The organism is Nostoc sp. MS1 (genome assembly GCF_019976755.1).
Classification (GTDB): domain Bacteria; phylum Cyanobacteriota; class Cyanobacteriia; order Cyanobacteriales; family Nostocaceae; genus Trichormus.
This window is the reverse complement of record NZ_AP023441.1, coordinates 1-24,225: the sequence shown is the minus strand read 5'-3', so window position 1 is coordinate 24,225 and position 24,225 is coordinate 1. Positions and strand designations below refer to the sequence as shown.

The following is a 24,225-nucleotide window of genomic DNA, read 5'->3' as shown; positions in this document are numbered from 1 at the left end:
GGAAGTAGGGAGAGCCAGAGAAGAATAACTTTGGACTATGGACTAATGACTAATGACTAATGACAACTGACAAATCAGCTGAGGTAAGGAGTTTAGAAAAGTCATGAAATGGCTAAAAAGAAAGCAGGATGATCAACCACAACTTTCGCTAGACCAACAAAGAGAAGAAAAACTAGCGGAATTAGGCGCTCAATTGTGGACTTCCCGACAAGAAAAGGGATTATCTCTAGAGGAAATGGTCGCCATGACTAAAATTCCTCGGCGGCTGTTGCAAGCAATTGAGGAAGGTAATATGAATGATTTGCCAGAACCAATTTACATACAAGGTTTAATTAGACAATTTGCTGATGCACTCGGCTTTAATGGTGTGGAATTTTCTAGCCAATTTCCGGTTGTCTCCCCGCAAAAAAATCTGCAACCTGTAGGCGAATCTAATTCAATAAGACTATTACGTCCTTTTCATCTTTACCTACTTTACATATTTGTTATTGTCTGCTCTATCAGTAGTTTGTCTCAGTTATTGAATAATGCAGCTTTGAAAGCAGATAACGAGAGTACACCATCTGTAGAGCAAGAAACTGTAGTTGATTCGCAACAGAAACCAATCAAAACTGAATCTGTAAGCGATATCACCAAAGATAAGAATAATCAATCGGTACAAGTTGGTGTCACCCTCAAAGCCTCATCATGGATTCGGGTAGTAGCTGACGGTAAAACTCAATTCGAGGGGACATTACCAGAAGGGACTCATCGAATTTGGAAAGCCCAAGAACAACTGACAGTGAAAACCACTAATGCTGGTGGTGTGCTGATGAGTGTCAATCAGCAAGCAGCCAAGGAAATGGGAGAACTAGGTAAAGAGGAAGAAATTAAGATTGCAGCTAAACCTCAATTGTGAACAACAAGGTATGCGTATGGGGGTATAGGAGTGTAGTTATTGAATCTACACCCCTACACCCTTAAACCCCTACATCCTTCATTCCTATTTACCTTGAGGGGCGCGTCCGTAGAGTTTGGTGAGAGCTTTGAGGCGATCGCTCAATTCATCTCTCAAAGCATCCCAATCATAGCGCCACTCCCAATTCCCAGTTGCAACACTGGGAAAATTCATTCGCGCCTCATTACCCAAACCCAAAATGTCCTGTAGCGGGAGAATCGCTTGATTCGCTACAGAACTCAACGCCAAGCGAATCAAATCCCAATGGATACCTTCAGGACTAACACAGCCTAAATAGAGTAAGAGGTTTTGTTTCTCGTAGTCACCGGCTTGGTTGAACCAACCTACAGTTGTATCATTATCGTGAGTCCCCGTGTAAACCACAAAATTACCTGTGTAATTGAATGGTAAAAACGGATTTCCTGGGTCAGAACCAAAAGCAAACTGCAAAACCTTCATCCCCGGAAATTCATATTTATCCCGTAAAGCTTCAACTTCTGGTGTAATAACCCCCAAATCTTCCGCTAAAACAGGTAATTTACCCAGTTTTCGCTTAATTGTATCAAAAAGTTCTTCTCCTGGTGCTGTCACCCACTTACCATTCATGGCTGTTTCCTCACCTTGAGGTACAACCCAGAAAGCTTCAAACCCTCGGAAATGGTCGATGCGAATCACATCAACATAATCTAGCATCGCCTCAAAACGCTGTACCCACCACTTAAAGTCCTGTTTTTGCAATTCCTCCCAGTTGTAAACTGGGTTGCCCCACAACTGACCCGTCGCACTAAAATAATCTGGTGGAACACCCGCCATCAGTGCGACTTCCCCGGTTTCTTCATCTAGAGCAAATATCTCAGGATTTGCCCAAACGTCAGCACTATCATGGGCTACATAAATCGGAATATCACCGATAATTTCAATCCCCCGCAAATTGGCGTAACTTTTCAATTCCGACCACTGGCGGAAAAATTCGTATTGGATGAACTTGTAATAGAAAATTTCATCAGTTAGTTGACGCTGTACTCTCTCTAGTGCGTCTGGTTCACGCTTTGCTAAAGCTGGTTCCCAAGCGTACCAACTGGCATTATCTTGAGTATCTTTGAGCGCCATAAACAAAGCATAATCATCTAACCAATAGGCTTTGCTTTCACAAAACCCAGCAAATTTTTTCTGCTGTATTTCTGATGCTTTTGTTTTAAAATTCTCGCAAGCTTTTTTGAGTAGTTGAATTTTGACTGGGACAACTTGCTCAAAATCCACTTTGTTTGTAGGAAAATTTGGTAAATTAGCCAAATCTTCCTCAGCTAATAAACCTTCTTCTCTTAATTTATCTGGACTAATTAACAGATGATTACCAGCCAAAGCTGAGTACGACATATAAGGTGAATTACCGTATCCAGTCGGCCCCAAGGGTAAGACTTGCCAATATTGTTGATAGCTTTTTTCTAGGAAATCAATAAACCTGTAGGCTTCCAAGCCTAAATCCCCAATACCAAATCGGCTAGGAAACGAGGTAGGATGCAGTAGAACACCGCTTGATCTAATAAAAGGCATATTTTACATCAATACAGGAGGTAGCGTCGCCTCGAATCTATCACGCTAAGGCTACCTTGGAAAGCTATCGATGGATAGGGGAGTGGGGAGTAGTAGTTTGTCAAAATAGTTTTGAGGGATAGTCAATCTTGAAAAGCATTACCCCAAAATCAAAGTTACACAAATCTATCCATCATTTCAAAGTTGACAGACTAGTAGGGGGAGATGAGGAAGTAGGGGGAGAGGGGGGAGACAAGGTAGAAAAATGAATAACTTGGGACTGTGGACTGTTGACTGTGGACTATGGACTAATGACTAATGACTATGACTTATAGAAATCCTGCACCTACGGTTGATATTATTATTGAATTGATAGACAAACCCCATAGACCGATAGTATTAATTGAGCGACATAACGAACCTTTGGGGTGGGCGCTTCCTGGGGGTTTTGTTGATTATGGGGAAGCGGTGGAAGTAGCGGCGCGGCGGGAAGCAGAGGAAGAAACGGGATTAAAGGTAGAGTTGGTGGAACAGTTGTTAGTCTATTCTGACCCCAGCCGTGATCCGCGTCAGCACACGATTAGTATTGTGTTTTTGGCAACGGCGACGGGGGAACCACAGGCGGGGGATGATGCTAAAGGTGTAGGTGTTTTTGAATCTTGGCTTGTGCCTAATAATTTATGCTTTGACCACGATCGCATTTTGCGAGATTATTGGCGTTATCGCCATTATGGGATTCGTCCCAGATTGGGCTAAACAATATCACCATTCAAAAATAGCCAAACACAAGGGTAATAATATTTATGGCTCATCAAATTATTCGTACTGATAAAGCACCTGCACCAGTGGGGCCTTATAATCAAGCGATCGCTGCCTCTGGTAAAATACTTTTCGTAGCTGGACAAATTGCCCTTGACCCCACTACAGGCGCAGTTGTGGGAGAAGGAGATGTCAAACAGCAAACAGAACAAGTATTCGCTAATCTCCATGCCATCTTACAAGCTGCCGGACTCAAATTTGCTAACGTAGTTAAAACAACTGTGTTCCTTGCGGATATGGATGACTTTGCCGCCGTGAATGCAGTTTATGCCCAGTATTTTGACGAAGCGACAGCGCCAGCGCGTGCTTGTGTGGAAGTTGCGCGTTTACCAAAAGATGTGTTGGTAGAAATTGAATGTATTGCTGTTATTCCTGAAAGATAAGTAGCTGGACACGAATAATTGTCACTCCGATAAGGCAAGAGGGAAAAGGTTTTTAGCTGCTTAACTAGAACTTTTGTATTTCAGTTTATTTGCGTCTTTTTACTTATACATGAGAAAAGTTTAGACAAGGATATTGAAGGTGTATGTATTAAAAACCTTACACCCTTATATCCTCATGAGAACTTGTCTAGCCACAATGCAATCTTGTTGAATTTGCTCTTTTAAGGCATCTAGAGAGGGAAATTTTTGTTCTGGTCGCAAAAATTCTATTAACTGCACAGCCAGTTGTTTACCATATAAATCCCCAGACCAATCGAGAAGATGCACTTCTACTGATGAATAAGTACCGTTGACTGTGGGGCGGTTGCCAATATTCATTACTCCGAGCATTTCGGATTTTACATTTGCGTCTGGTGTTTCACCCAAAATCTTGACGCGAACGGCGTAAACACCCCGACAGGGAACAAATTTATCTTTTGGTAGTTCTAGATTAGCTGTAGGGAAACCGATAGTTCTACCAAGTTGTTCGCCTTCAACGACAACGCCGATGAGGGTGTAGGGTCTTCCTAAAAATCGGTTGGCAGTTTTGATGTCGCCTGTTTCTAAGGCTTGACGAATCAATGAAGTACTAATAGGGGCATCCTCTAAAGATTCAAAATGACCACAGTTAATATCTTCGATAAATTGTCCTTGGGAAGTTTGTAGCGGTACTATGGTAACAGGAATATGGTACTTTGCGGCTATTAACTCTAAATCCTTGGCCGTACCACGGCGTTGCTTGCCGAAACAAAAATCTTGCCCGACACTGATTTGTTGACAGTGTAGTTGTTGTACCAGAATTTTTTCGACAAAATCTTCCGGTGACAAAGCAGTTAATTCTTTGTCAAAGGGTAGTAGTACTAGTTGGTCTACCCCAAGCGATCGCAATTGTTGTACTTTCTCATCTAGGGGAGTTAACCAAGTCCGGGGTTGTCCGGTAAAGAACTCTTGGGGATGAGGACGAAATGTGACAACTGTAGAGTATATCCGTTCTTGTGGTGCTGCTGAAGGGCTTGGGGCTAATGGGGCATTCCCATACTCTTCCCCTGTTTGTCCGCTCCTATTTGGCTGTAAAACTGGTTGAATTACTCTTTGATGGCCAAGATGCACTCCATCAAATTTACCAAGGGCCACAGCCGTTGGCGTAAGCAGCAGTTCGTTTCCAGAAGCAACCCACACAGAACACCCATTTTGAGACAGATTTAGCACTTGGATTTTGGGATTTGAGGTTTATTTAACTATCAGTCCGGCACAAAATACCTTAACGGTACACCTAGCGCTGATAGTTCCTAATCACCAATCTAATCTAAAATCTACAATTACTCCGATGGCCAGTTGTATCATGAAAAATTACTAACAGGAAAAGATTCTGATAAGGGAACCGACACAGGAACCTGGAGTACCATCCCTTCCCGCGCCATAATTGCCCCAGAAAACTTAGCAAATGCTTGTGCGCCTACCTGATCTAAGAAATCATCGTCATGGGCAGGGTCATGATGAAAAATCACTAATGTCTTAACATTAGCAGCTTTGGCAACTTTGACAGCCTCTTGCCAAGTCGAATGTCCCCAGCCAATTTTCGGTGATTTGGGAGAATAATATTCTTCGTCAGTGTAGGTGGAATCGTAAATCAGGATATCCGCATTGCGAGCCAACCACAGGACATTCTCATCTAATTTATCTGAGAAATGTTCTGTATCGGTAATGTAAACTGCTGCACCACCGCGCCAGTTAACTCGATAGCCTACAGCTTCACCAGGATGGTTGAGTGGTGCTGTTTCGATGGTAATCTCATTCATCTGGATGGGTTGTCCTGGCTGCACATCGTGGAAATGCAGATTGGCTTGCATGATTTGCAAAGGTACGGGAAAATTAGGGTGGAGCATTTGATCGTTGAGCCGTTGTTCTACAGTCGAACCATCGGGAGCTATCGCACCGTAAATATGAAAATTATTCCCTTTAACAAACCCAGGCACAAAAAAGGGAAATCCCTGCATATGATCCCAATGGGAATGAGTGAAAAACAGGTGCGCCTCTATTGGCATTTGGCGCAATAAAGATTGTCCCAAAACGTGTAGTCCTGTACCGCCATCGAAAATTAAGCGTTTACCTGCTACCTGCATCTCCACACAGGGAGTATTGCCACCGTAGCGGACTGTATTTGGCCCTGGACAGGGAATGCTGCCACGAACTCCCCAAAATTGTACAGTAAATTGATTCTCTATCCTTAACATGGGTATTGCTTGCTGGACTGAGGGGGCAATTTAAACACAAGTTTGTCACTTGTTTTGTAAAATCTATGCTGTTTTACCGTAAAAGATAGAGAATAGGGTTGATGGTAGAACAGCATACATTGTTTTCGGTAGACGATGTTAACTAGGTAAGGTAATACAAAGTTGTTACCTTATTATTCCCAGCATTGATGTATCAGTAATATCAAAGGCTCATAACTTTATAGCCTAAATTTTGTTGTGTTGCACTGAGGGGTCAAAAGTCGAGGAAGTAGAGAATTTAATAGTCAACAGTCAACAGTCCATAGTCAACAGTCAACAGTCCACAGTCCACAGTCCATAGTCCACAGTCCACAGGCCGCAGCCAACAACCTATGTTCACTGATAACTGATAACTGACAACTGATTTAGGACAAGGGAAAATTCCAATCAGATAATTTATCTAGTCCTCTAGCATAGGTGAGGTTGTATTGCAATGGTGTGATGCTGATATATTTATCACGCACCACATGCACATCAATGGGTACGTGTCGGGGCAGGTTTAAACCTTCTGGGGGTTCTACCTCTTCTAAAACTTCTCCGGTTAACCAGTAGTAGGTTTTACCACGAGGATCAGTACGTTTATCGAAAACATCAACATAGCGCCGCACCCCTTGACGGGTGAGTTTAACACCAGCGATTTCTTCCCAAGATACAGCCGGGATATTTACGTTCAGTAACATCAAATCGGGTATGGGTTTAGTCGCCAGTTGTTCTACTAAGACGGTGGCGAACTTCGCCGCAGGCTGAAAATCCTTGTAAATATGGCTGGTTAAACTAAAAGCAATGCTGGGAATGCCTTCAATCATGCCCTCCATCGCCGCAGACACCGTACCAGAATATAAAATTTCCGTTCCTAGATTTGCACCTTGGTTAATCCCAGACAGAACCAAATCAGGAGGAGAGTCTAATAAAGCCCAAAGTGCCAACTTCACACAGTCGGAAGGAGTACCATCGCAAGCCCAAGCTTTGATGGAAGGGTGAAAAATTGACTCGATAATTTCCGCGCGAATCGGTTGGTGTAAAGTCAATCCATGACCAGTAGCCGATCGCTCTCTATCTGGACAGACTACAGTTACATCATGGCCAGCCTCAGCTAAAGCGTTAGCTAAAGTCCGAATACCCAAAGCGGAAATGCCGTCATCGTTGCTAATTAGTAGTTTCATGGTCATTAGTCATTGGTCATTAGTCAATAGTCCATAGTCAATAGTCAACAGTCAACAGTTAAAGATTTGCCTGTAAGCATACTCCTATTGCTGATCGCCTCTAAACTGGTATAAAGAGCTATGGTTTTAACCCTCGTCTTGGGTTAATTAATGGCATACTACTAAAGTTATTTGTCGAATAGTCCAAAACTGTGGACTATTGACTATTGACTATGGACTATTGACTAATGACTAGCAACTTAGAAGCTCAACTTTTAGCATTGCGGCAGGAAGGAGAAGAGGCGATCGCCGCCGCCAATACCCTCGAACGTCTGGAGGAACTCAGGGTTAATTATCTGGGTAAAAAAGGGCAACTGGGGGCGTTGCTGCGGAGTATGGGGCAGATGAGTGCAGAGGAAAGACCAAAAATTGGAGCGATCGCCAACACGGTCAAGGAAGCCCTACAAGCTAGTTTAGACCAGCAACGCGCCACCCTAGAATCTGCCCAAATTCAGGCGCAGTTAGACGCAGAAACTCTTGATGTCACCATGCCGGGAATTTACCGCCCCCAAGGTCGGATTCATCCCCTAAATGGCATTATCGACCGGGCGCTAGATATCTTTGTCGGCTTGGGTTACACCGTGGCGCAAGGGTTTGAGATGGAGACAGATTACTATAATTTTGAAGCTCTCAACACCCCACCAGACCACCCAGCCCGTGATATGCAGGATACCTTCTACCTCCCAGATGGTAATCTCTTACGTACTCATACCTCATCGGTACAAATTCGTTACATGGAAAAAGAGGAACCACCGATTCACATTGTGGCTCCAGGGCGAGTGTATCGGCGGGATAATGTTGATGCTACCCACTCCGCAGTTTTCCATCAAATTGAACTGTTAGCAATTGATGAAGGATTAACTTTTACCGACCTCAAAGGCACTATTAAGGTGTTCTTACAAGCAATGTTTGGTGAGTTACCAATTCGTTTCCGCGCCAGTTATTTCCCCTTTACCGAACCTTCGGCTGAGGTAGATTTGCAGTGGAATGGGCGCTGGTTAGAGGTGATGGGTTGCGGGATGGTTGATCCAAATGTGATGAAATCTGTAGGTTATGACCCAGAAATTTACACTGGTTTTGCGGCTGGTTTTGGTGTAGAACGTTTTGCAATGGTGTTACACCAAATCGATGATATTCGTCGTTTATATACCAGCGATTTACGCTTTTTAAAGCAGTTTTAAGAGTTGGTAATTTTTGTAGGGTGGGCAATGCCCACCACTTACTATGAATAGGGATTTTAGGCAATAGGAATAGTTAAAATAGCACTATGCAAATTAACTCCATGAAATATGACCTCAATCACCAGAAAAAAATTAACGCTTGAGGAATATTTGAAATATGACGATGGAAGCGATCGCCAGTATGAACTGGTAGCAGGAGAATTAATTGAAATGCCTCCTGAAAGCCCAATAAATGTACAAATATCTCTGTTTTTGCTGGTAAATTTCCTCAAGTTCATTCCGTTCAATCGAGTCAGTAACAAAGCTGAAATTGTCGTGTGTGGTTCTCGTGCTACAACTCGCGTTCCTGACTTAGTAGTGTTAACAGAAGAACTAGCAAAAGCTTTACAAGGCGCTACTAGATCCACTATTACCTTAGATATGCCGCCGCCAGCGCTAGTTGTGGAAGTAGTTTCTCCAGGCAAAGCAAATGAAGACCGTGACTACCGCTACAAACGTTCTGAGTATGCTGCTAGGGGAATTGCAGAATATTGGATTGTTGACCCCCAAAAAGACAAGATTACTTTACTAACGTTAGTAGATGGGTTTTATGAAGAAAGTATATTTACAGGAAATACATTAATCGTTTCTACTATTTTTCCTCAATTAAACTTAACAGCAGAGCAAATACTCACAGCCGAAGAAAGTAACACATAAAATTATCTACAGTATAGAGTGTAATAACAAGTCAACCCATTAACGGCAATTATCGCAATGTCCACAACGCCAGTTCGCAGCTTCTTGCGTAAACCCAAAAGCATTTAATAAGAATTGCCAACGACATTGTTTAGTGTTGAGATATTGAGTCATTTGTTTAGTAGCGTGTAGTTGTGTTGATGGCTGACTTTTGGCTTTGTATTCTATTTTGTAATTGAATGGGTCAAGCCAGTTTAATTGACCACTACTATGAAGTAAAGCTAGGGCTACAGCACTATCAGGAAATTGTTTGGTAACAGCGTTAATTTCTCCTTGCTGTGGCAGTTTTTTGATTAATTGCTGGGCTTTTTGTTGTTGCGATCGCATTTTTTCCTGAAAAAATTCTTGCCTTTGTTTATCCTCAGAATCTAACCACCCTGTAGGTTCACTCACCAAAGTCAACGCCTCGGCTGGTTTACCATCCCTTCCCGCACGACCGATTTCTTGCACATATTCAGATAATAGGTGCGGTGCGTGATAGTGGATGACCCACCGAACGTTCGGTTTATTTATCCCCATACCAAAAGCACAGGTACACACCACAAAAGGGATTTTCCCCCCTAACCATTGATTTTCTACCTCTCGGCGTTCTGTTGCACCTAACCCTGCATGATAACTAGCAGTGGCGTAACCCATCTGGGATAACCAAGCTGCTAAATCTTCACTATCTCGCCTTGTACGAACGTAAATTAACCCAGCCTGTTGGGGTCGATTTTGAATAAATTTGATTAATTGCTGTTTTCTACCCCTTGGAGTCCAAGCGATGCGGACTGTAGGCTGCAAATTAGGACGATAAGGATTGAGGCGAAATATTTCTGGTTGTTGTAATTGTAAAACTGTTTGAATCGTTTTTTGCGCTGTAGGGTCAGCCGTGGCGGTAAATGCGGCGATGCTGATTTTGGTTCCTGGTGGCTTATGTTTGAGTAAAGCAGGTCTAACCGCCCCTAATCTGCGGTAAGCTGGGCGAAAGGTTTCACCCCACTGTACTAAACAATGGGCTTCATCCAAAATTAAGCCGTTGATTTGTATTTGCGGCTGACATAATCTTTCCCAAACTGGTGGACTTAATAAAGTTTCGGGAGATAGGTATAGTAATCTTAGCTGTTGTTTTTCTAATGCTTGTAGTGTTGCACGGCGTTGAGATGTTGATAATTCACTGTGCAGTAATGCGGCTTTTTGTTGGCGTTGGTGTAATTCTTGCACTTGATTCTCCATCAAAGCCACCAACGGAGAAACTACCAAAGTCAGCCCTGTCTGTAGCAGTGCAGGTAGTTGGAAACAAATTGATTTACCGCCCCCGGTTGGCATAATAATTAGTGCATCTTTTTGGGATAATAAACTGCTAACAATTTCTCCTTGTGGCGGACGGAAATCTTCATAACCCCAAATTTTTTGAAAAGTAGTCCGAACTTCTTCCCAAGCTTTTGTTTTGTGAGCATTCATAAACAGTAGTAGATGCAATATTTTTGAATTTACACTCTACTGCGTAGTTATTGGTTCAGTAATTTTATCAGATGTTTATGAAAGTTTAGCCTGTAAATATTTCTGCTGATAATTCTCCTTGGGCTACTTTCGTAACAGAACCAGTCATAGAGATAGTAAAATCCTCGCTTACTTGAATTAATATTTCTCCCCCAGGCATTTTTACAGTAATAAAAGCATCACACAAACCTAGTTTATGCGCGACAGCCGCCGCCGCACTGCTACTACTACCTGAAGCTAGAGTATAGCCAGCACCTCTTTCCCAAATTTCAATTTGAATGGTATTCCTATTAATAACTTTCATAAATTGAACATTAGTTCGATTGGGAAAAAAGGGATGAGTTTCTAATATTGACCCATACTTTCTAGCAATGTCGGAACGAACTTCTTCTAAAGGAATTACACAATGGGGATTACCAATTGTTGCTGCACAAAATGTAAAAGTTTCATCGCCAACATTGATTGGTTCTTGAATTACTTCTCGCTTATCTCCCACTACGGGAATATCACTACTCCAAAAGCTAACTTTCCCCATCTCTACCTGAACAGTTTTTCCCGCGTCTTGGATAACTGATTTAACGATTCCACCTACGGTTTCTATTGAGAAAGGTTTGTCGTTAACTAGCCCCATATCCCATAAATAACGGGAGAAAATTCGCAGTCCATTACCACTTTTTTCCGCTTCACTTCCGTCTGGGTTGAAAATGCGTAATGCAAATTCTGCTGTTTTTGACTCTAACGGCCCCAACAAAATACCATCAGAGCCAATGCCAAAGTTGCGATCGCATATTATCTTAATTTTTTCGGGGGTAAGTGCAAATGATAAATCTTGGGGATTGATTACTAAATAGTCGTTACCCAAGGCATGATATTTATAAAACTTCATCTGTGAAAGCTTGTGATAAGAGAAAAAATAAACCCAACTCATTGGCGAATTGGGTTTTGTTTAATTTCTATGCTGTAACTTCCGTCTGCTTATCCTGAGTTTGCAAGGCTGCGTATAGACGATTGAGGGCGTTAACGTATGCTTGCGCGGAAGCTACTATAATATCTGTGTTAGCTGCATGACCGGAAAATACTCTCGATTCATACCGTAGGCGGATGGTAACTTCGCCAAGTGCATCTATGCCTCCTGTTACTGACTGCACAGAAAATTCAATTAATTGGTTAGGAACATTCACAACGCGGTTAATTGCTTTATAAACTGCGTCTACTGGCCCCGTACCGATGGCTGCGTCTGTGAGTTCTTCACCGTCTGGGGTGCGGAGGGTGACTGTTGCTGTGGGACGCGCATTACTACCGCAGGAAACTTGTACCAGTTCAACCTTGAATAAATCGGGGGCTTGTTGGATTTCGTCGTTGACAATTGCTTCTAAATCCCAATCAGAAATTTCTTTCTTTTTATCAGCTACTTCTTTAAATCTGACGAAGGCTTTATTTAACTCGGTTTCTGATAGTTCAAAGCCTAATTCTTTCAAGCGGGTACGGAAAGCATTCCGTCCCGAATGTTTGCCTAAGACTATTTGATTGTCTGTTAAGCCAATCAATTGGGCATCCATGATTTCGTAGGTGAGTTTATTTTTTAATACCCCATCTTGGTGAATACCTGATTCATGGGCGAAGGCGTTAGCGCCAACGATCGCTTTATTGGGTTGGACTAACATTCCTGTTAAGTTAGAAACCAAGCGTGAGGTTTTATAGATTTGCTTGGTGTCGATATTTGTTAATGGTTCTTCCGAATCTGCTGGTCTACCTAAGAAGGGATTATAATATTGGCGGCGCACATGTAACGCCATAACTAATTCTTCTAAAGCGGCATTTCCTGCCCGTTCACCAATGCCGTTGATGGTACATTCTAACTGTCTTGCACCATTTTTTACTGCTTCTAAGAAGTTGGCAACTGCCAAGCCTAAATCATTGTGTCCGTGAACGGAAATAATTGCTTGGTCGATGTTAGGGACATTTTCTTTGATGCCTTTAATTATTGCCCCAAATTCGCTAGGTGTGGTGTAACCAACGGTGTCGGGAATGTTAATTGTTGTTGCACCTGCGGCGATCGCTCTCTCCAATACCTGATACAAAAATTCAGGGTCAGAACGTCCCGCGTCTTCTGGGGAAAATTCTATATCATCGGTGAAACTCTTAGCATAAGCTACCATTTCCTCAGCGATCGCAATCACTTCTGGTCTGGTTTTCTTCAACTTATACTTCAGGTGAATATCAGAGGTAGCAATAAAGGTGTGGATTCTGCCTTTAGCGGCTGGTTTAATGGCTTCGGCTGCGGCTTTAATATCATCATGCCTTGCCCTGGCCAAACTACAAATTACGGGGCCTGTTTGTGTACCTACAGTTTGGGCAATTTTACTAACAGCTTCAAAATCTCCAGGGCTGGCAAACGCAAAACCTGCCTCAATTATATCTACACCTAATCGGGCTAATTGTTTGGCGATCGCTAATTTTTCATCTATGTTGAGTGTTGCACCTGGACACTGTTCACCATCGCGGAGCGTTGTATCAAAGATAATGATTCTTTCTGGATTATTTGTCATATTGGCTATTTTGTTTAGTGGGACTTTTTGTTTTAAATATCTAGGAACTAAGTTTTTGTAGTTTTAATTTTGTAAATAATGACTTAGATATTACCGTCTGCTTTTTCTATTCTGTCTCTAATATCATTTAAGTCTATATATCTATCCGTAGCATTACGTAATTCTCTAGCTATCATTCCTTCTGTTGAGACTACTGTAATATGTGTATTTTTGGAACGTAATAACTCAATTGCTCTTTCAAAATCTCCATCACCACTAAATAGAACTACTCGGTCGTACTGGTCTACCGTATTAAACATATCTACAACAATTTCAATATCGAGATTAGCTTTTTGTGAGTAACGACCAGATGAATCATCATAATATTCTTTAAGTATTTTAGTCCTAACTGTATATCCTAAGCTGATTAGCGCGTCTCGAAAACCTCGTTGATCTTGTGGGTCTTTTAAACCAGTGTACCAAAATGCGTTGATGAGTGTTGTTTCTGATTGCTCGTTTTTGAAGTATTCTAAAACCCGCCTGGGGTCAAAAAACCATCCATTTTTTTGTTGAGCATAGAACATATTGTTTCCGTCTACAAAAATAGACAGACGATTCATTGGGGAACCCATAGAAAAATACACCTAATATATAGTAAAGAATTTAGAATGGACAATAGATTATAGCAATTCTCAATTGATAAATTGAATAATAACTCTAGTGTAACTTTGCATGTATAGCTTTTATCTTACCTCTTTCAATGTCTAAAATTAGTCACAACATAGGAATTTATCTGCTGGTTGTTAAACATTTTAACTCCCAATACTATAACAAACAGCCTGTAATCAAAATCTATCAATAAAATCGACCTAGTAACAGGATGCTTCAAAATCCATCCATCAATTTTACTTCTAAAGAGGTAAGGCATAAGTCTAAAGATAGGAGCATGGGTAATTACCATATATCGGTTTTGCAATTAACAATAAAGTTTAGTGAAATATACGAGTTTTGTCTCAGCGCTATAGACACAAGAGTAGGACTAAGAAGCTTGAGCCTAGTATTATCTACTCGATATGAGCTAGGTTAACAGCAATTTTTTTAGTTAGCCATTCAGGGGAAAATACCCTAACTAGGCACGAAAAATTCTGTTTTCTGGCTGGAAACTGGGGAGTAGAGAGTAGGAGGAAAAAGAAATTTTCTCTTCTCATTACAGATTTTCAGTCCGCCGGAGTTTAATATCTCATTCCTTGACTAAGTTCTCTCATAAACTTGGCTTAGTTGAGTTTGTTTAACACAAGTTTGTTTCAGAATAAGATTTTGATTACAAATGTATAAGATTATCATCTAAGGCTTGATGTTAGTGTAGTTGTAGTATAAATGAAACTAAATAAATAAAAAATGTACTTAAAGTAACTATTAACATGATATGGCAGATGAACCGACAAAACACGACAATAAAAAATATCTATCTATTGCCAATATAGCTACGACTAAAACAACAAAAGCTAATTTGACAGCCGCCGCACGTCAGTCTCAGCGTCTAGTACGTTTAGGAAACCTCCTCAATCTTGCTTTGACAATAGGAGCGGCTTTGGTGACAAGTTCTGGCTTGAGTATAGTGCAATTGCTAGAAAATCAAGTGCTGAGTGCATTTTTTCAAATACGTGGGCCGCTTGTTCCACCAGAAGACATAGTGGTTTTAGCAATTGACGAGGACTCCATATCAGTACCCGAACAATACTATAAAACAGATCCACAAAAGTACGCCTACTTAGAACCACTGAGTAAATTTCCTTTTAAGCGTGCTACCTATGCTCAAGTAATCGAAAAATTGATGCAGGCAGGTGCTAAATCGGTAGCTTTGGATGTCATTTTTGATTTACCTAGCGCCTATGGTGATGAGGACGATCGCCAACTGCAAGCAGTATTACAAAAATATGGCAGCAAAGTAACTTTAGCCGCACAATACGAAGATAGAGAATCACGTTTTGGTTCAGTTACTCAATTAATGTTACCCTACGAAAAATTTCGTGATACTGGGGCGTTAATAGGTACGGTAAACTTTCCCTTGGAAGTAGACGGTAAAATACATCGTTTAGCTAGTGAATTTGCCAAGTCTTTGAGTGCGGATGATATTTTGGTAGATAAAGTAGCATCTTTTGAAGCAGCAGCTTTAAAATCAGCCCAGGTAAAGTATCCACAATTAAAAGGTGAACGCATCTATTTTTTGGGGCCTAATGGCACATTTGAACCGATTCCCTTATGGCATGTCTTTGACCCCCAAAACTGGAATACTTATTTGCAACAAGGGAAAGTATTTGCTAACAAAATTGTCATTATTGGCGCTACCGCACAGTTAAGCAATGATTATCATGCTGTAGCCGTTGGTAATGATGCTGTATCTACACAGAAGATGGCGGGAGTAGAAATTCACGCCAATGCGATCGCAACTCTTAAAGAAGGCAAAGCGATCACTCCAGCAATTAAAAGCCCATTCCTGCAAGCTGTATTTGTGTTGGTGTTGGTTGGGGGAACATCGTTTCTTGTTACCAGAAGCAAAAGCGGCTGGAATAGATTGATGTTAAGTCTAGCTGTAGCTAGTGGTTGGGCTAGTATTAGTTACGTCAGCTTTATTTATGCACAGTTATTATTTCCCACTGCTATACCAATATTGGCGATCGCATTTTGTGGATTATCTTATTTTGGTACTGAAATAGTTAGAGAAAAAGTGAGAACTCGACAAATAGTCGATGTTTTTCAGAAATATAAAACTTCTCCTGTAGTGCAAGAAATTATTAGCCAACAACAAGAACTACAAGATTTATTACAACAACGAGACATAGCAGTAGCGGGAAAAATCCTCAGTGGACGCTACAAAATAGTTAAGGTGCTTGGTTACGGTGGCTTTAGCGAAACCTATATTGCAGAAGACACCCAACGTCCAAGGAATCCACGATGTGTAGTTAAGCAATTAAAGCCAAGCAACACCGAGGCGAAGGGGTTGGAATTAGCTAGGCGTTTATTTAATTCAGAAGCACAAACATTAGAAAAATTGGGTTCGCACGCACAAATTCCCCAACTTTTAGCTTATTTTGAGCAAGATGCAGAGTTTTACTTAGTACAAGAATATATTATTGGTCATCCGCTTAACCAAGAATTGCCATCTGGTAGAGGCGTTATAGAAGATAAGGTAATCGCTATTGTCAGGGAACTATTGCAAATATTAGTATTTGTTCATGAAAATAGCGTCATACATCGAGATATTAAACCCAGCAATATTATTCGTAGAGACTCAGATAATAAACTAGTATTGATTGACTTTGGTGCAGTTAAAGAAATTTCTTTAGCTCAAACCGAAAATCAAGAACAAACACCCTTTACCATTGGTATCGGAACTAGGGGTTACGCACCGAGTGAACAATGTTTCGGTCGCCCTCAATATAATAGTGATATCTATGCAGTCGGGATGATTGCGATTAAAGCCTTAACTGGTGTTGTCCCCCATGAACTGCCCAGAGATGATCATGAGGAAGTTAAATGGAGCGATAAGGCATTTGTTAGCCAAGGCTTTGCCCAAATTTTAAGTAAAATGGTACGCGATGATTATAAACAAAGATATCAGTCGGCAACAGCAGTTTTAGCAGACCTGGATCAATTGGCTAGTTCACCCAGTAAAAACTTCCCACAACCAGATAATATAATTACTCAGACAGATAAAAGCTTATTACAACAAGATGACTCATCCATGAGTACAGAAATTTCCCTAGATGAGTCAGATTTACCTACTACACGCTGGCCTTAAATAATTCATAATTCGTAGTTCGTAATTCGTAATTCAATTTTTCAATCAAACCTAAACTAACACAAAATTTGTCTGCCAATTGACGTTGTGATATTCCACCTAACAAGTATGTATCAACTATTTTTTGGCGAAATTCGAGGGAATATGCTTTCATTTTTACTTTTGAGTAGATGCACTGTTTTCTCTTAATTATTGTATTTTATTAGACTTGTAAACGCTATAATACATATTACTCTTTAACATACTTATTAAAGAATAATAAAAATAAATTCCAATTATTAGCAACCGAAAACCGTAAACGGCAAAAACTTTTTAATTCTCTTTTAAATATTCACAAATTTTCTTCTCGTCTGTTCTCAATTTCAAGTTATGAAAATGGTTTATATGTTGTACTTGGTAATGAAGCATAACAAGAAATATCACCAATACTTTTTTTATATGATGATTTAATAGGGATTGAAAACACGCCCTAATCTATAGCCTCTGCTCCCTACAATAATTTTTGTATTTGCTGTGGATCTAACTGTTCAACATTACTTAAAACTACTGCTGCACCTGCATCTATGAGGGTTTGAGCATAAGCATCTCGACGCTGGGCTGTCTCTTGGACATGAGGTGGTAAGATACCTATGCCAATCCAAGTCCGATGCGGCTTGATTTCTCTAGCTTTGATGACTGTATACATATCTGCTACTGTATCCCCAACGTAGAGAACTACAGACTCCTCTAACCCCTTCTCTAACTGGCTTACAGTGGCGAATAGTCCAGTGGGGTCTGGTTTTCCTGGTGCATCCTCCATCGCAATGAGTACGGGAGATTGTAAACCCAAGCGTTGTTTTAAAACATAGTTAGCAGAACCACTAGTCGCACCACTAAAAAATCCCCAAGCAATACTAGCTTGTGTAAGTTGTGCTAAATAACTTGGTTGCAATAATAATGGTTCATCACAGATATACCCCGTCCAATTGTCTGGGTCTGGGCCTCGGTAACGCGATTGGAAAAAGGCAACTATAGTGTTGTAGTCTAGTTGCAGTTGTTCACGAGGTTTTCCTTGAGCTGCAAAGTAGCGATAAATTAATTCTTGAGACGCTTCCCAATCATTATTCCAAATACCTTCGGATTTTAGCTGGTCAATTTCTAGGGAAGTTGGACGATAGGCTTGGTTTGTAAAGTACTCTACCGTATCTGCCAGCGCTCGACGATAGGAACCGCCAACATCGCGGATAACTCCATCTATATCAAATACAACGATCGCTTTTGTAGTCATGGGATTGGGAGTGCTAAGTCCTGAGTCCTGAGAAATTGTGAATTGATTCGTTCCCAGTCCCTCTGTTTAATGCAATTATCCCATTTCTTGCCCTTCATTTGAATATGGTAGTAATAACCCCTAAATAAACTGCTGGAAAGATTTAGCCATTGCGATCGCACCAAGAAGTTCTGTACTATTTGCTTGGTCTTAGCTACTTGCTACCACCGTGACCCAGTTTAGAGTACGTTACGGTGTTTTGCAGTGGTTGATCAGGTTTCATGTCTCTAATAATTATCAATTCGCTACTATTGAGAAACTTTAGCAATGATTAAATACATAGAGCAGACTATGCCTGATGTTAAGTATAAGTAGAGGAACCGCAATGAAATTATCTCTTTGGCAAAAATTTATAGGCTTTTTTGTGGGCGTTATCTTGATAGCCACCTTCTACGGTTGTCAACCAGAAGGGATTGCACAAACAGATCAAACTACAGCAGCAAATCCTACTGCATCCACAACAGATGCACGCCCCATAGCTTTTGTTGATCGCCAATTGACTACACCCGCCAAGTTACCACCATTACCTTACGCTTATGATGCTCTAGAGAAAGTAATTGATGCTGAAACGATGAAACTGCATCATGATAAGCACCACGCCGCTTATGTTAATAACCTTAACAATGCTTTACAAAAGCATAAAGAACTGCAAAATAAAAGTGTAGAAGCTTTATTGCGTGATTTAAATAGCGTACCTGAAGATATCCGCACCAAAGTACGTAACAACGCTGGCGGACACCTCAACCATACAATTTTCTGGCAAATCATGAGTCCTAATGGTGGCGGACAACCAACAGGAGAAATCGCCCAAGAAATCACCAAAACCTTTGGTAGCTTTGAGGAATTTAAGAAACAGTTCAATCAAGCTGGGGGCGATCGCTTTGGTAGTGGTTGGGTTTGGTTAGTCCGTAACCCTCAAAGACAGTTGCAAATAGTTTCTACCCCTAATCAAGATAGCCCAATTGCGGAAGGATCATACCCAATATTGGGCAATGATGTCTGGGAACACGCCTATTACCTCAGATATCAAAACCGCCGTGCGGACTACTTAAAGAACTGGTGGAATGTTGTCAACTGGGTAGAAGTTAACAGACGCAATCAAGCCTCAAAGTAATTCGTAATTTGTAATTGATGCTATTCATTACAAATTACACTGGCATATCTGACTGCACACAGGCTATATTTATTTTTCCCAGCCCAAGTATTTACCGCACCACAAAGCTTGCGCAAGCCTAAAACTAGATTTTTTTGTATCCTTGATGCTATGGGACTCATACTTGATTTTTGAAATATACGTAGGGGAGCCACTGCGTTGGGCGGGTTTCCCGACATAAAGCAAGTAGCGTTGGGCAGTGCAGCGCCAAAGATATGATACGGCGCTGCACTGCCCACCCTACAAATACTGAGATTTTTATGGCTATGCTCCCGTAAGGGATACAGAAATCAAATCGGATTGCTATATCTGTTCAGCAATTTACTTACTCAGGATTAGACCAACCGATTCATATTCGTTATTTCAAGTGGGTGGTAACTTTTATTCGTGGGGATATGGGCTATTCTTTTACTAGTCGTGTTTACAGGTGCTTTGGTAACAGAAAAGGTCTTTCGATTTCCTGGTCTTGGTATTTGATTCATTGACTATACTGATCGGCGCACTTTATTATGGCTGTGAGGTTGCTAGATTTAAGTTGAACAATTTCAACAGATTTTTTATACTACGCTTAATGACACGTAACGTTTTGAATCTAAACCTAGCTATGCCAAAAACTAATTTCATATAAGACGTTTTAGTCACCATTTTGTGTTTGTATACAAATTTTCTTTTTGACATTTGGATAGCATAATATCCATTAGAATTTTTACATTCAGGGCTATTTTCATCAGGAAATACTTCTACCCAAACTCGCCACCAAAATTTGAGAACATAGGGTGGCTTTTCTAAGAAAATCTTTTTGAGATATTGATTATCTGTGATCATCAACTTATATTCATTGTGAACCATTGTACTAGCTTGACCCTTTGCTCTACCATACAAATAGGGTACTAAACTCCATTGATTTCTAAATTCTATATCCGATTCATATAAATCTTTAAATAGTTCATCAAGCCAAAAATTTTGGTCAGCCTCAGTTCTATTTCTCCAGTATTCATCACATGCAGCTTTCCATTTATTGATCATTGAAGAATTTCTTTCAGCTACAATAAACCAAATTGCTGGGCCATGTTTAGGCATTCCCCCACCAATACCGTGGTACATCCACATACCAGCAGGTTTTACCGCTTCTTCTATCCATGAACTTAAGGGCTGCATACATAGTAAGGTAGCATCAGCCCAAACACCACCATGATTTTTTAATAAGCTTAATCGAATAATATCGGATTTATGTTGAGGCTCTATTTTTTTAGTTTCATCAAATAGATAATCTATATCATTAACATATTTGTGAACATTATCTAATGTGACATATTCAATCTTCCAATCTGGATTATTTATCTCCCATGATTCTGCAACTTGTTTAATCAACCAAGGCGCGTTATCCCATCCTTGTAACCAAAGTAGCCATACTGTTTTGTTAAGCATATTCTCATCACTACATAGCACTTTGGATACTCTATAGCATTCTATATGAAAGAAAATCAATCACACTAGAGAGTGAGCTTTGCACTGATATAGTTCTTAGTAGAACAACTATTATTCTTATATGTGGTGATGAGGAATTTGTCTGAGGATAAAAATAAATAAAGAGATTAGTCCAGTTAGATAAAAACTAGACTAATTTATTACTTGTAGCAGTTGACAGATAGATGAAAAAATGTAGCTTTTTAAAAAGCTGATATCAAACGCTTTCTAACCGCACTCCTGTTTCCTACTATAATTAACTTCTCAATTGCACAGGCATTGCTAAATAAGTCATTTTTAAACCACCAAGGGGGGTAAAAATTACGGGAGTTAGGTTTTGATTGATGTGCATTTGAATTTCGGAAGAAGGTAAGGCTTTTAATCCTTCCATTAAATACTTAACATTAAAAGCAATTTCTATATCTTCCCCGGCAATTTCCGCCGCCATCGACTCTCTACCACTACCCATTTCTTGCGCTTCACAAGATAAGGTAAGCTCTTGATTAGCACTATCAATTGTTAACTTGACAATATTATTCTTTTGGTCGGCTAATACAGCAATTCTTTCTAACGTACTGACGAATTGTCGGCGTTCCACTGTGACTTGGCGCTCAAATTGGCGGGGGATGAGTTGGCGATAAGCTGGGTATTGACCTTCTAATGTGCGACTAGTTATGCGTTGGTTTTGCCATGCAAATACTACCTGGCCTTGGTCTAAGTATAAGGCGATGGGTTCTTCCGAGGCGGCATTATGCGCTAACATCCTTTCTAATTCGCGTAATGCTCTAGCTGGGACTGTCACCTCTAATTGTTGCTCGTTATCTTCTAAAGGACGCTCATTGGCGGTTTCGACTACTGCTAGGCGATGTCCATCAGTAGCAGCAAACTCTAAGGTATCTTGTTTAACTGTGAGATGTACTCCCGTGAGGACTTGCTTAGTTTCATCTCCACTGGTGGCGAATAATGACCCGCGTAAACCTTCGATTAAGGCTGTAGCTGTGAGATAAACAGCTGTAGTATCTTCAATGACGGGTAATTCAGGAAATTCTTCGGCTCCCATTGCGCGTAATTGGTACTGTCCCGTTTTGGGTGTGAGTGTAACTACTAAACCCTCTCCGGTGGCTGTACCATCAGTTGCAGATTCATCATCTAAGGTGATTTCACCTTCTGGTAAACGTGAAGTGATATCTACCAACAATTTAGCAGGAAGTGCGATCGCTCCCCCTTGCCACACATCTGCATTAAAGCTAGTACGGATACCCAAGCTGAGATCAAAGGCTGTTAAACTAACCTGATTAGTTTCCGCATCGGCTTGTAGTAGTACGTTAGCCAGCACTGGATGAGTCGGTCGTGATGGTACTGCACGACTGACAAGGGAAAGATAGGAACTGAGGTCACTTTGAGCGCAAACTAATTTCATGGGGAGTGGTGAGTGGGGAGTAGGGAATGGAGATAAAGAAAAATGATTCGGGTATTAATTTTATAATAGTGACGGGTATAAATTATTATCCTAATCCGCGTTTTTCTCAACTTTTTTTCTAAAGTTTATTATTATAATACATTTATACTAATTAGCGGTTCACTCATTAAGAAAGTGATAAGTAGTAAAGATTTGAGCGTTTGCATCTGTATCAAATTTTTTGTGGAATTGTATTATATCAAGTCCGGCTAATTACTTACGATATGCTTGCTAGGGTCGGTAATTGGTAATCGCTTTCTACCATTACCGATTACCCATTACCAATTACCAACTCTCAAGATATGATAACTGTTTAAGCGGACATGATATTACTATCTATCTGTGGAAAACTTGTGGAAAAACCCCTAACTTTTTCCACAGGGTAATTATACTTACTCTAAGTTTTCCACGTAAAGTATCAAGTTTTCCACAAAAAATAACTATTTTTCCACAGACAAGACTTAATATTTAATCTATTTTTATCCAATCTTTAATACTCTAAATCATTAAAGTAGTCAGAATTGTGGAAAATACCTAATTCTTGTCAAGTCGATTTTTAGAACGGCTGTTTATCTTAATGCGATCGCTCAACTGAGTTAGTGTTTGTAATAGAGTGCGATCGCTTTCTCGTAGTTGAGTAATTTTGTCACAACTATATAACACCGTTGTATGGTCTTTCCCGCCAAACTCCTCTCCAATTCTGGGAAAACTTAAATCGGTATGTTGTCGCATCAAATACATGCCAATTTGTCGCGCCCAACTAATTTCTCGTCGTCTGGAGTTACCTTTGAGGTCTTCAATTGAGACATCAAAATTATCAGCAATGACTTTCATAATTGCTTCGGGCGTAGCTTCTACTTTCTCCTTTGGTGTGACTAAAACTGGTGCAATATTCGCTACAGTCATTGGTAAGCCCCAGATAGAGATGTAAGCCAGCGCTCTAGTTAAAGCACCTTCCAACTCACGAATATTAGAAGTAAAATTGGTAGCAATATACTCGATGACATCACGGGGTAAGCGAATATTTTCATACTCCGATTTTGTCTGTAAAATTGCCATTCTCGTTTCTAAATCTGGCGCTTGAATATCCGCAATCAAACCCATCGAGAAGCGAGAACACAAACGTTCTTGCAGGCTAGGAATTTGGTTGGGTGGACGGTCAGAAGCAATCACAACTTGCTTACCAGCTTCATGTAACGTGTTGAAGGTGTGGAAAAATTCCTCTTGGGTGTATTCCTTACCCTCAAGAAACTGAATATCATCAACTAACAACACATCAGCCGCTCGATAATGTTCGCGGAAACTTTGCATACTATCGTTACGAATAGCTGTGATGAGATCATTTGTAAATTGCTCCGTAGAAACGTAAAATATCTTAGAATTTGGGCAAATTTCCCACCGATAATGTCCTATCGCCTGCATGAGATGAGTTTTGCCTAAACCTACACCACCGCATAAAAATAAAGGATTAAATTCTCTCCCAGGAGATTCAGCAACAGCTAAAGAAGCTGCATGAGCCATGCGATTATTAGCGCCAACCACAAACCGGGAAAAGACATACTTAGCATTTAATTCTGTATTTGGTTGTCTTTTGTGATTTGTAGTTTCATATATATTCTTTTTGCTTGGTAACTCCCACTCTCTATCTCCATCAATCTCCGTCAATTCTTCGCCTTTAGCAACCGTAATATAAATTTCTACGGGATATCCCATAATATCCTGTACGACATTAGCGATCGTCGTGATGTAGTACTTCTGTAACCAATTACGAGCAAAAGGGTTAGGAGTAACGATGACTAGACAATTATTTTCTAAGCGTTGCGCATTAGCAGTTTTAATCCAAGTTTCAAAGGTGGGGCGAGATAATTCTAGCTGTAAACGTTCTAGAATCTGACTCCATAAACCATCAATAGAAATTGCCATTAT

At 40.5% G+C, this 24,225-nt stretch carries 21 protein-coding genes; 7 read left to right on the top strand and 14 right to left on the bottom strand.

From position 1 onward, the window contains the following. Window positions 1–103: 103 nt before the first annotated feature. Complete coding sequence (locus NSMS1_RS00105; RefSeq protein ID WP_224089543.1) at window positions 104–898, top strand: helix-turn-helix domain-containing protein; 795 nt, start codon at window positions 104–106, stop codon at window positions 896–898. A gap of 84 nt (window positions 899–982) precedes the next feature. On the opposite strand, the gene malQ is transcribed toward NSMS1_RS00105, so the two are convergent. Continuing rightward, window positions 983–2,491 carry a 4-alpha-glucanotransferase gene (gene malQ, locus NSMS1_RS00100; protein ID WP_224089541.1) on the bottom strand — a complete coding sequence of 503 codons (1,509 nt, stop codon included), beginning with the start codon at window positions 2,489–2,491 and terminating at the stop codon, window positions 983–985. A gap of 303 nt (window positions 2,492–2,794) precedes the next feature. Between malQ and NSMS1_RS00095 the strand changes: the two genes are divergently transcribed. Together NSMS1_RS00095 and NSMS1_RS00090 are read left to right on the top strand one after the other, a co-directional pair. Continuing rightward, on the top strand, window positions 2,795–3,226 hold the full coding sequence (locus NSMS1_RS00095; protein ID WP_224095407.1) for an NUDIX domain-containing protein: 432 nt from the start codon (window positions 2,795–2,797) through the stop codon (window positions 3,224–3,226). A gap of 47 nt (window positions 3,227–3,273) precedes the next feature. After that, on the top strand, window positions 3,274–3,672 hold the full coding sequence (locus tag NSMS1_RS00090; protein ID WP_224089539.1) for a RidA family protein: 399 nt from the start codon (window positions 3,274–3,276) through the stop codon (window positions 3,670–3,672). Window positions 3,673–3,837: 165 nt separating this feature from the next. Here NSMS1_RS00090 and NSMS1_RS00085 read toward each other — a convergent pair whose 3' ends face one another. From NSMS1_RS00085 to surE, 3 genes are all read right to left on the bottom strand, one after another. Further along, the gene (locus tag NSMS1_RS00085) at window positions 3,838–4,920 is read right to left on the bottom strand and encodes a bifunctional riboflavin kinase/FAD synthetase (RefSeq protein WP_224089536.1); all 1,083 of its coding nucleotides are present in this window, start codon (window positions 4,918–4,920) and stop codon (window positions 3,838–3,840) included. Between the two features lie 131 nt (window positions 4,921–5,051). Next, window positions 5,052–5,945 carry an MBL fold metallo-hydrolase gene (locus NSMS1_RS00080; protein WP_224089533.1) on the bottom strand — a complete coding sequence of 298 codons (894 nt, stop codon included), beginning with the start codon at window positions 5,943–5,945 and terminating at the stop codon, window positions 5,052–5,054. 404 nt (window positions 5,946–6,349) lie between these two features. Continuing rightward, the gene (gene surE / locus NSMS1_RS00075) at window positions 6,350–7,147 is read right to left on the bottom strand and encodes a 5'/3'-nucleotidase SurE (RefSeq protein ID WP_224095406.1); all 798 of its coding nucleotides are present in this window, start codon (window positions 7,145–7,147) and stop codon (window positions 6,350–6,352) included. Between the two features lie 227 nt (window positions 7,148–7,374). Between surE and pheS the strand changes: the two genes are divergently transcribed. After that, a complete protein-coding gene (pheS, locus tag NSMS1_RS00070) occupies window positions 7,375–8,367 on the top strand; it encodes a phenylalanine--tRNA ligase subunit alpha (protein ID WP_224089516.1) in 993 nt (330 codons plus the stop codon). 108 nt (window positions 8,368–8,475) lie between these two features. Continuing rightward, entirely contained in the window at window positions 8,476–9,063 is a 588-nt protein-coding gene (locus tag NSMS1_RS00065) for a Uma2 family endonuclease (RefSeq protein WP_224089496.1), read from the top strand. A 39-nt stretch (window positions 9,064–9,102) separates the two neighbouring features. Here the strand turns inward: NSMS1_RS00065 and NSMS1_RS00060 are convergent, their stop codons facing one another. The 4 genes from NSMS1_RS00060 to NSMS1_RS00045 form a co-directional block, all read right to left on the bottom strand. Then, complete coding sequence (locus tag NSMS1_RS00060; RefSeq protein WP_224089446.1) at window positions 9,103–10,545, bottom strand: RecQ family ATP-dependent DNA helicase; 1,443 nt, start codon at window positions 10,543–10,545, stop codon at window positions 9,103–9,105. 85 nt (window positions 10,546–10,630) lie between these two features. Continuing rightward, entirely contained in the window at window positions 10,631–11,470 is an 840-nt protein-coding gene (gene dapF, locus NSMS1_RS00055; RefSeq protein ID WP_224095405.1) for a diaminopimelate epimerase, read from the bottom strand. Between the two features lie 67 nt (window positions 11,471–11,537). After that, window positions 11,538–13,133 (bottom strand): 2-isopropylmalate synthase, encoded by a 1,596-nt coding sequence (locus tag NSMS1_RS00050; RefSeq protein ID WP_224089432.1) that lies wholly within the window; start codon window positions 13,131–13,133, stop codon window positions 11,538–11,540. A gap of 83 nt (window positions 13,134–13,216) precedes the next feature. Further along, window positions 13,217–13,744, bottom strand: a complete 528-nt coding sequence (locus NSMS1_RS00045) for an NYN domain-containing protein (RefSeq protein ID WP_224089430.1) — start codon at window positions 13,742–13,744, stop codon at window positions 13,217–13,219. Between the two features lie 794 nt (window positions 13,745–14,538). Here NSMS1_RS00045 and NSMS1_RS00040 point away from each other — a divergent pair. After that, window positions 14,539–16,914, top strand: a complete 2,376-nt coding sequence (locus NSMS1_RS00040) for a CHASE2 domain-containing serine/threonine-protein kinase (RefSeq protein ID WP_224089415.1) — start codon at window positions 14,539–14,541, stop codon at window positions 16,912–16,914. On the opposite strand, the gene NSMS1_RS00035 is transcribed toward NSMS1_RS00040, so the two are convergent. Both NSMS1_RS00035 and NSMS1_RS00030 read right to left on the bottom strand, forming a co-directional pair. Next, window positions 16,898–17,068, bottom strand: coding sequence for a hypothetical protein (locus NSMS1_RS00035; RefSeq protein ID WP_224089412.1), 171 nt, complete (start codon window positions 17,066–17,068; stop codon window positions 16,898–16,900). The genes NSMS1_RS00040 and NSMS1_RS00035 overlap by 17 nt on opposite strands. 336 nt (window positions 17,069–17,404) lie before the next feature. Further along, window positions 17,405–18,181 carry a TIGR01548 family HAD-type hydrolase gene (locus NSMS1_RS00030; RefSeq protein ID WP_224089408.1) on the bottom strand — a complete coding sequence of 259 codons (777 nt, stop codon included), beginning with the start codon at window positions 18,179–18,181 and terminating at the stop codon, window positions 17,405–17,407. A 364-nt stretch (window positions 18,182–18,545) separates the two neighbouring features. On the opposite strand from NSMS1_RS00030, the gene NSMS1_RS00025 reads away from it, so the two are divergent. Then, window positions 18,546–19,334: a superoxide dismutase gene (locus tag NSMS1_RS00025; protein ID WP_317986561.1), complete on the top strand. Its 789-nt coding sequence runs from the start codon at window positions 18,546–18,548 to the stop codon at window positions 19,332–19,334. A 20-nt stretch (window positions 19,335–19,354) separates the two neighbouring features. Here the strand turns inward: NSMS1_RS00025 and NSMS1_RS00020 are convergent, their stop codons facing one another. From NSMS1_RS00020 to dnaA, 4 genes are all read right to left on the bottom strand, one after another. Further along, the gene (locus tag NSMS1_RS00020) at window positions 19,355–19,612 is read right to left on the bottom strand and encodes a hypothetical protein (protein WP_224089405.1); all 258 of its coding nucleotides are present in this window, start codon (window positions 19,610–19,612) and stop codon (window positions 19,355–19,357) included. 268 nt (window positions 19,613–19,880) lie between these two features. Continuing rightward, window positions 19,881–20,801 (bottom strand): capsular polysaccharide synthesis protein, encoded by a 921-nt coding sequence (locus NSMS1_RS00015; protein ID WP_224089402.1) that lies wholly within the window; start codon window positions 20,799–20,801, stop codon window positions 19,881–19,883. 295 nt (window positions 20,802–21,096) lie between these two features. Then, a complete protein-coding gene (gene dnaN, locus NSMS1_RS00010) occupies window positions 21,097–22,260 on the bottom strand; it encodes a DNA polymerase III subunit beta (RefSeq protein ID WP_224089399.1) in 1,164 nt (387 codons plus the stop codon). A 573-nt stretch (window positions 22,261–22,833) separates the two neighbouring features. Beyond that, on the bottom strand, window positions 22,834–24,222 hold the full coding sequence (gene dnaA / locus NSMS1_RS00005; protein ID WP_224089396.1) for a chromosomal replication initiator protein DnaA: 1,389 nt from the start codon (window positions 24,220–24,222) through the stop codon (window positions 22,834–22,836). Window positions 24,223–24,225: the final 3 nt, after the last annotated feature.

Bases quoted from the DNA above. Each gene is read 5' to 3' on its own strand.
- pheS (WP_224089516.1), top strand. From the start codon at position 7,375: ATGACTAGCAACTTAGAAGCTCAACTTTTAGCATTGCGGCAGGAAGGA.
- NSMS1_RS00045 (WP_224089430.1), bottom strand. From the start codon at position 13,744: ATGGGTTCCCCAATGAATCGTCTGTCTATTTTTGTAGACGGAAACAAT.
- malQ (WP_224089541.1), bottom strand. From the start codon at position 2,491: ATGCCTTTTATTAGATCAAGCGGTGTTCTACTGCATCCTACCTCGTTT.
- NSMS1_RS00105 (WP_224089543.1), top strand. From the start codon at position 104: ATGAAATGGCTAAAAAGAAAGCAGGATGATCAACCACAACTTTCGCTA.
- NSMS1_RS00035 (WP_224089412.1), bottom strand. From the start codon at position 17,068: ATGAAAGCATATTCCCTCGAATTTCGCCAAAAAATAGTTGATACATAC.
- NSMS1_RS00060 (WP_224089446.1), bottom strand. From the start codon at position 10,545: ATGAATGCTCACAAAACAAAAGCTTGGGAAGAAGTTCGGACTACTTTT.
- surE (WP_224095406.1), bottom strand. From the start codon at position 7,147: ATGAAACTACTAATTAGCAACGATGACGGCATTTCCGCTTTGGGTATT.
- NSMS1_RS00050 (WP_224089432.1), bottom strand. From the start codon at position 13,133: ATGACAAATAATCCAGAAAGAATCATTATCTTTGATACAACGCTCCGC.
- NSMS1_RS00095 (WP_224095407.1), top strand. From the start codon at position 2,795: ATGACTTATAGAAATCCTGCACCTACGGTTGATATTATTATTGAATTG.
- NSMS1_RS00090 (WP_224089539.1), top strand. From the start codon at position 3,274: ATGGCTCATCAAATTATTCGTACTGATAAAGCACCTGCACCAGTGGGG.
- dnaN (WP_224089399.1), bottom strand. From the start codon at position 22,260: ATGAAATTAGTTTGCGCTCAAAGTGACCTCAGTTCCTATCTTTCCCTT.
- NSMS1_RS00030 (WP_224089408.1), bottom strand. From the start codon at position 18,181: ATGACTACAAAAGCGATCGTTGTATTTGATATAGATGGAGTTATCCGC.
- NSMS1_RS00065 (WP_224089496.1), top strand. From the start codon at position 8,476: ATGACCTCAATCACCAGAAAAAAATTAACGCTTGAGGAATATTTGAAA.
- NSMS1_RS00080 (WP_224089533.1), bottom strand. From the start codon at position 5,945: ATGTTAAGGATAGAGAATCAATTTACTGTACAATTTTGGGGAGTTCGT.
- NSMS1_RS00040 (WP_224089415.1), top strand. From the start codon at position 14,539: ATGGCAGATGAACCGACAAAACACGACAATAAAAAATATCTATCTATT.
- dapF (WP_224095405.1), bottom strand. From the start codon at position 11,470: ATGAAGTTTTATAAATATCATGCCTTGGGTAACGACTATTTAGTAATC.
- NSMS1_RS00015 (WP_224089402.1), bottom strand. From the start codon at position 20,801: ATGCTTAACAAAACAGTATGGCTACTTTGGTTACAAGGATGGGATAAC.
- dnaA (WP_224089396.1), bottom strand. From the start codon at position 24,222: ATGGCAATTTCTATTGATGGTTTATGGAGTCAGATTCTAGAACGTTTA.
- NSMS1_RS00025 (WP_317986561.1), top strand. From the start codon at position 18,546: ATGAAATTATCTCTTTGGCAAAAATTTATAGGCTTTTTTGTGGGCGTT.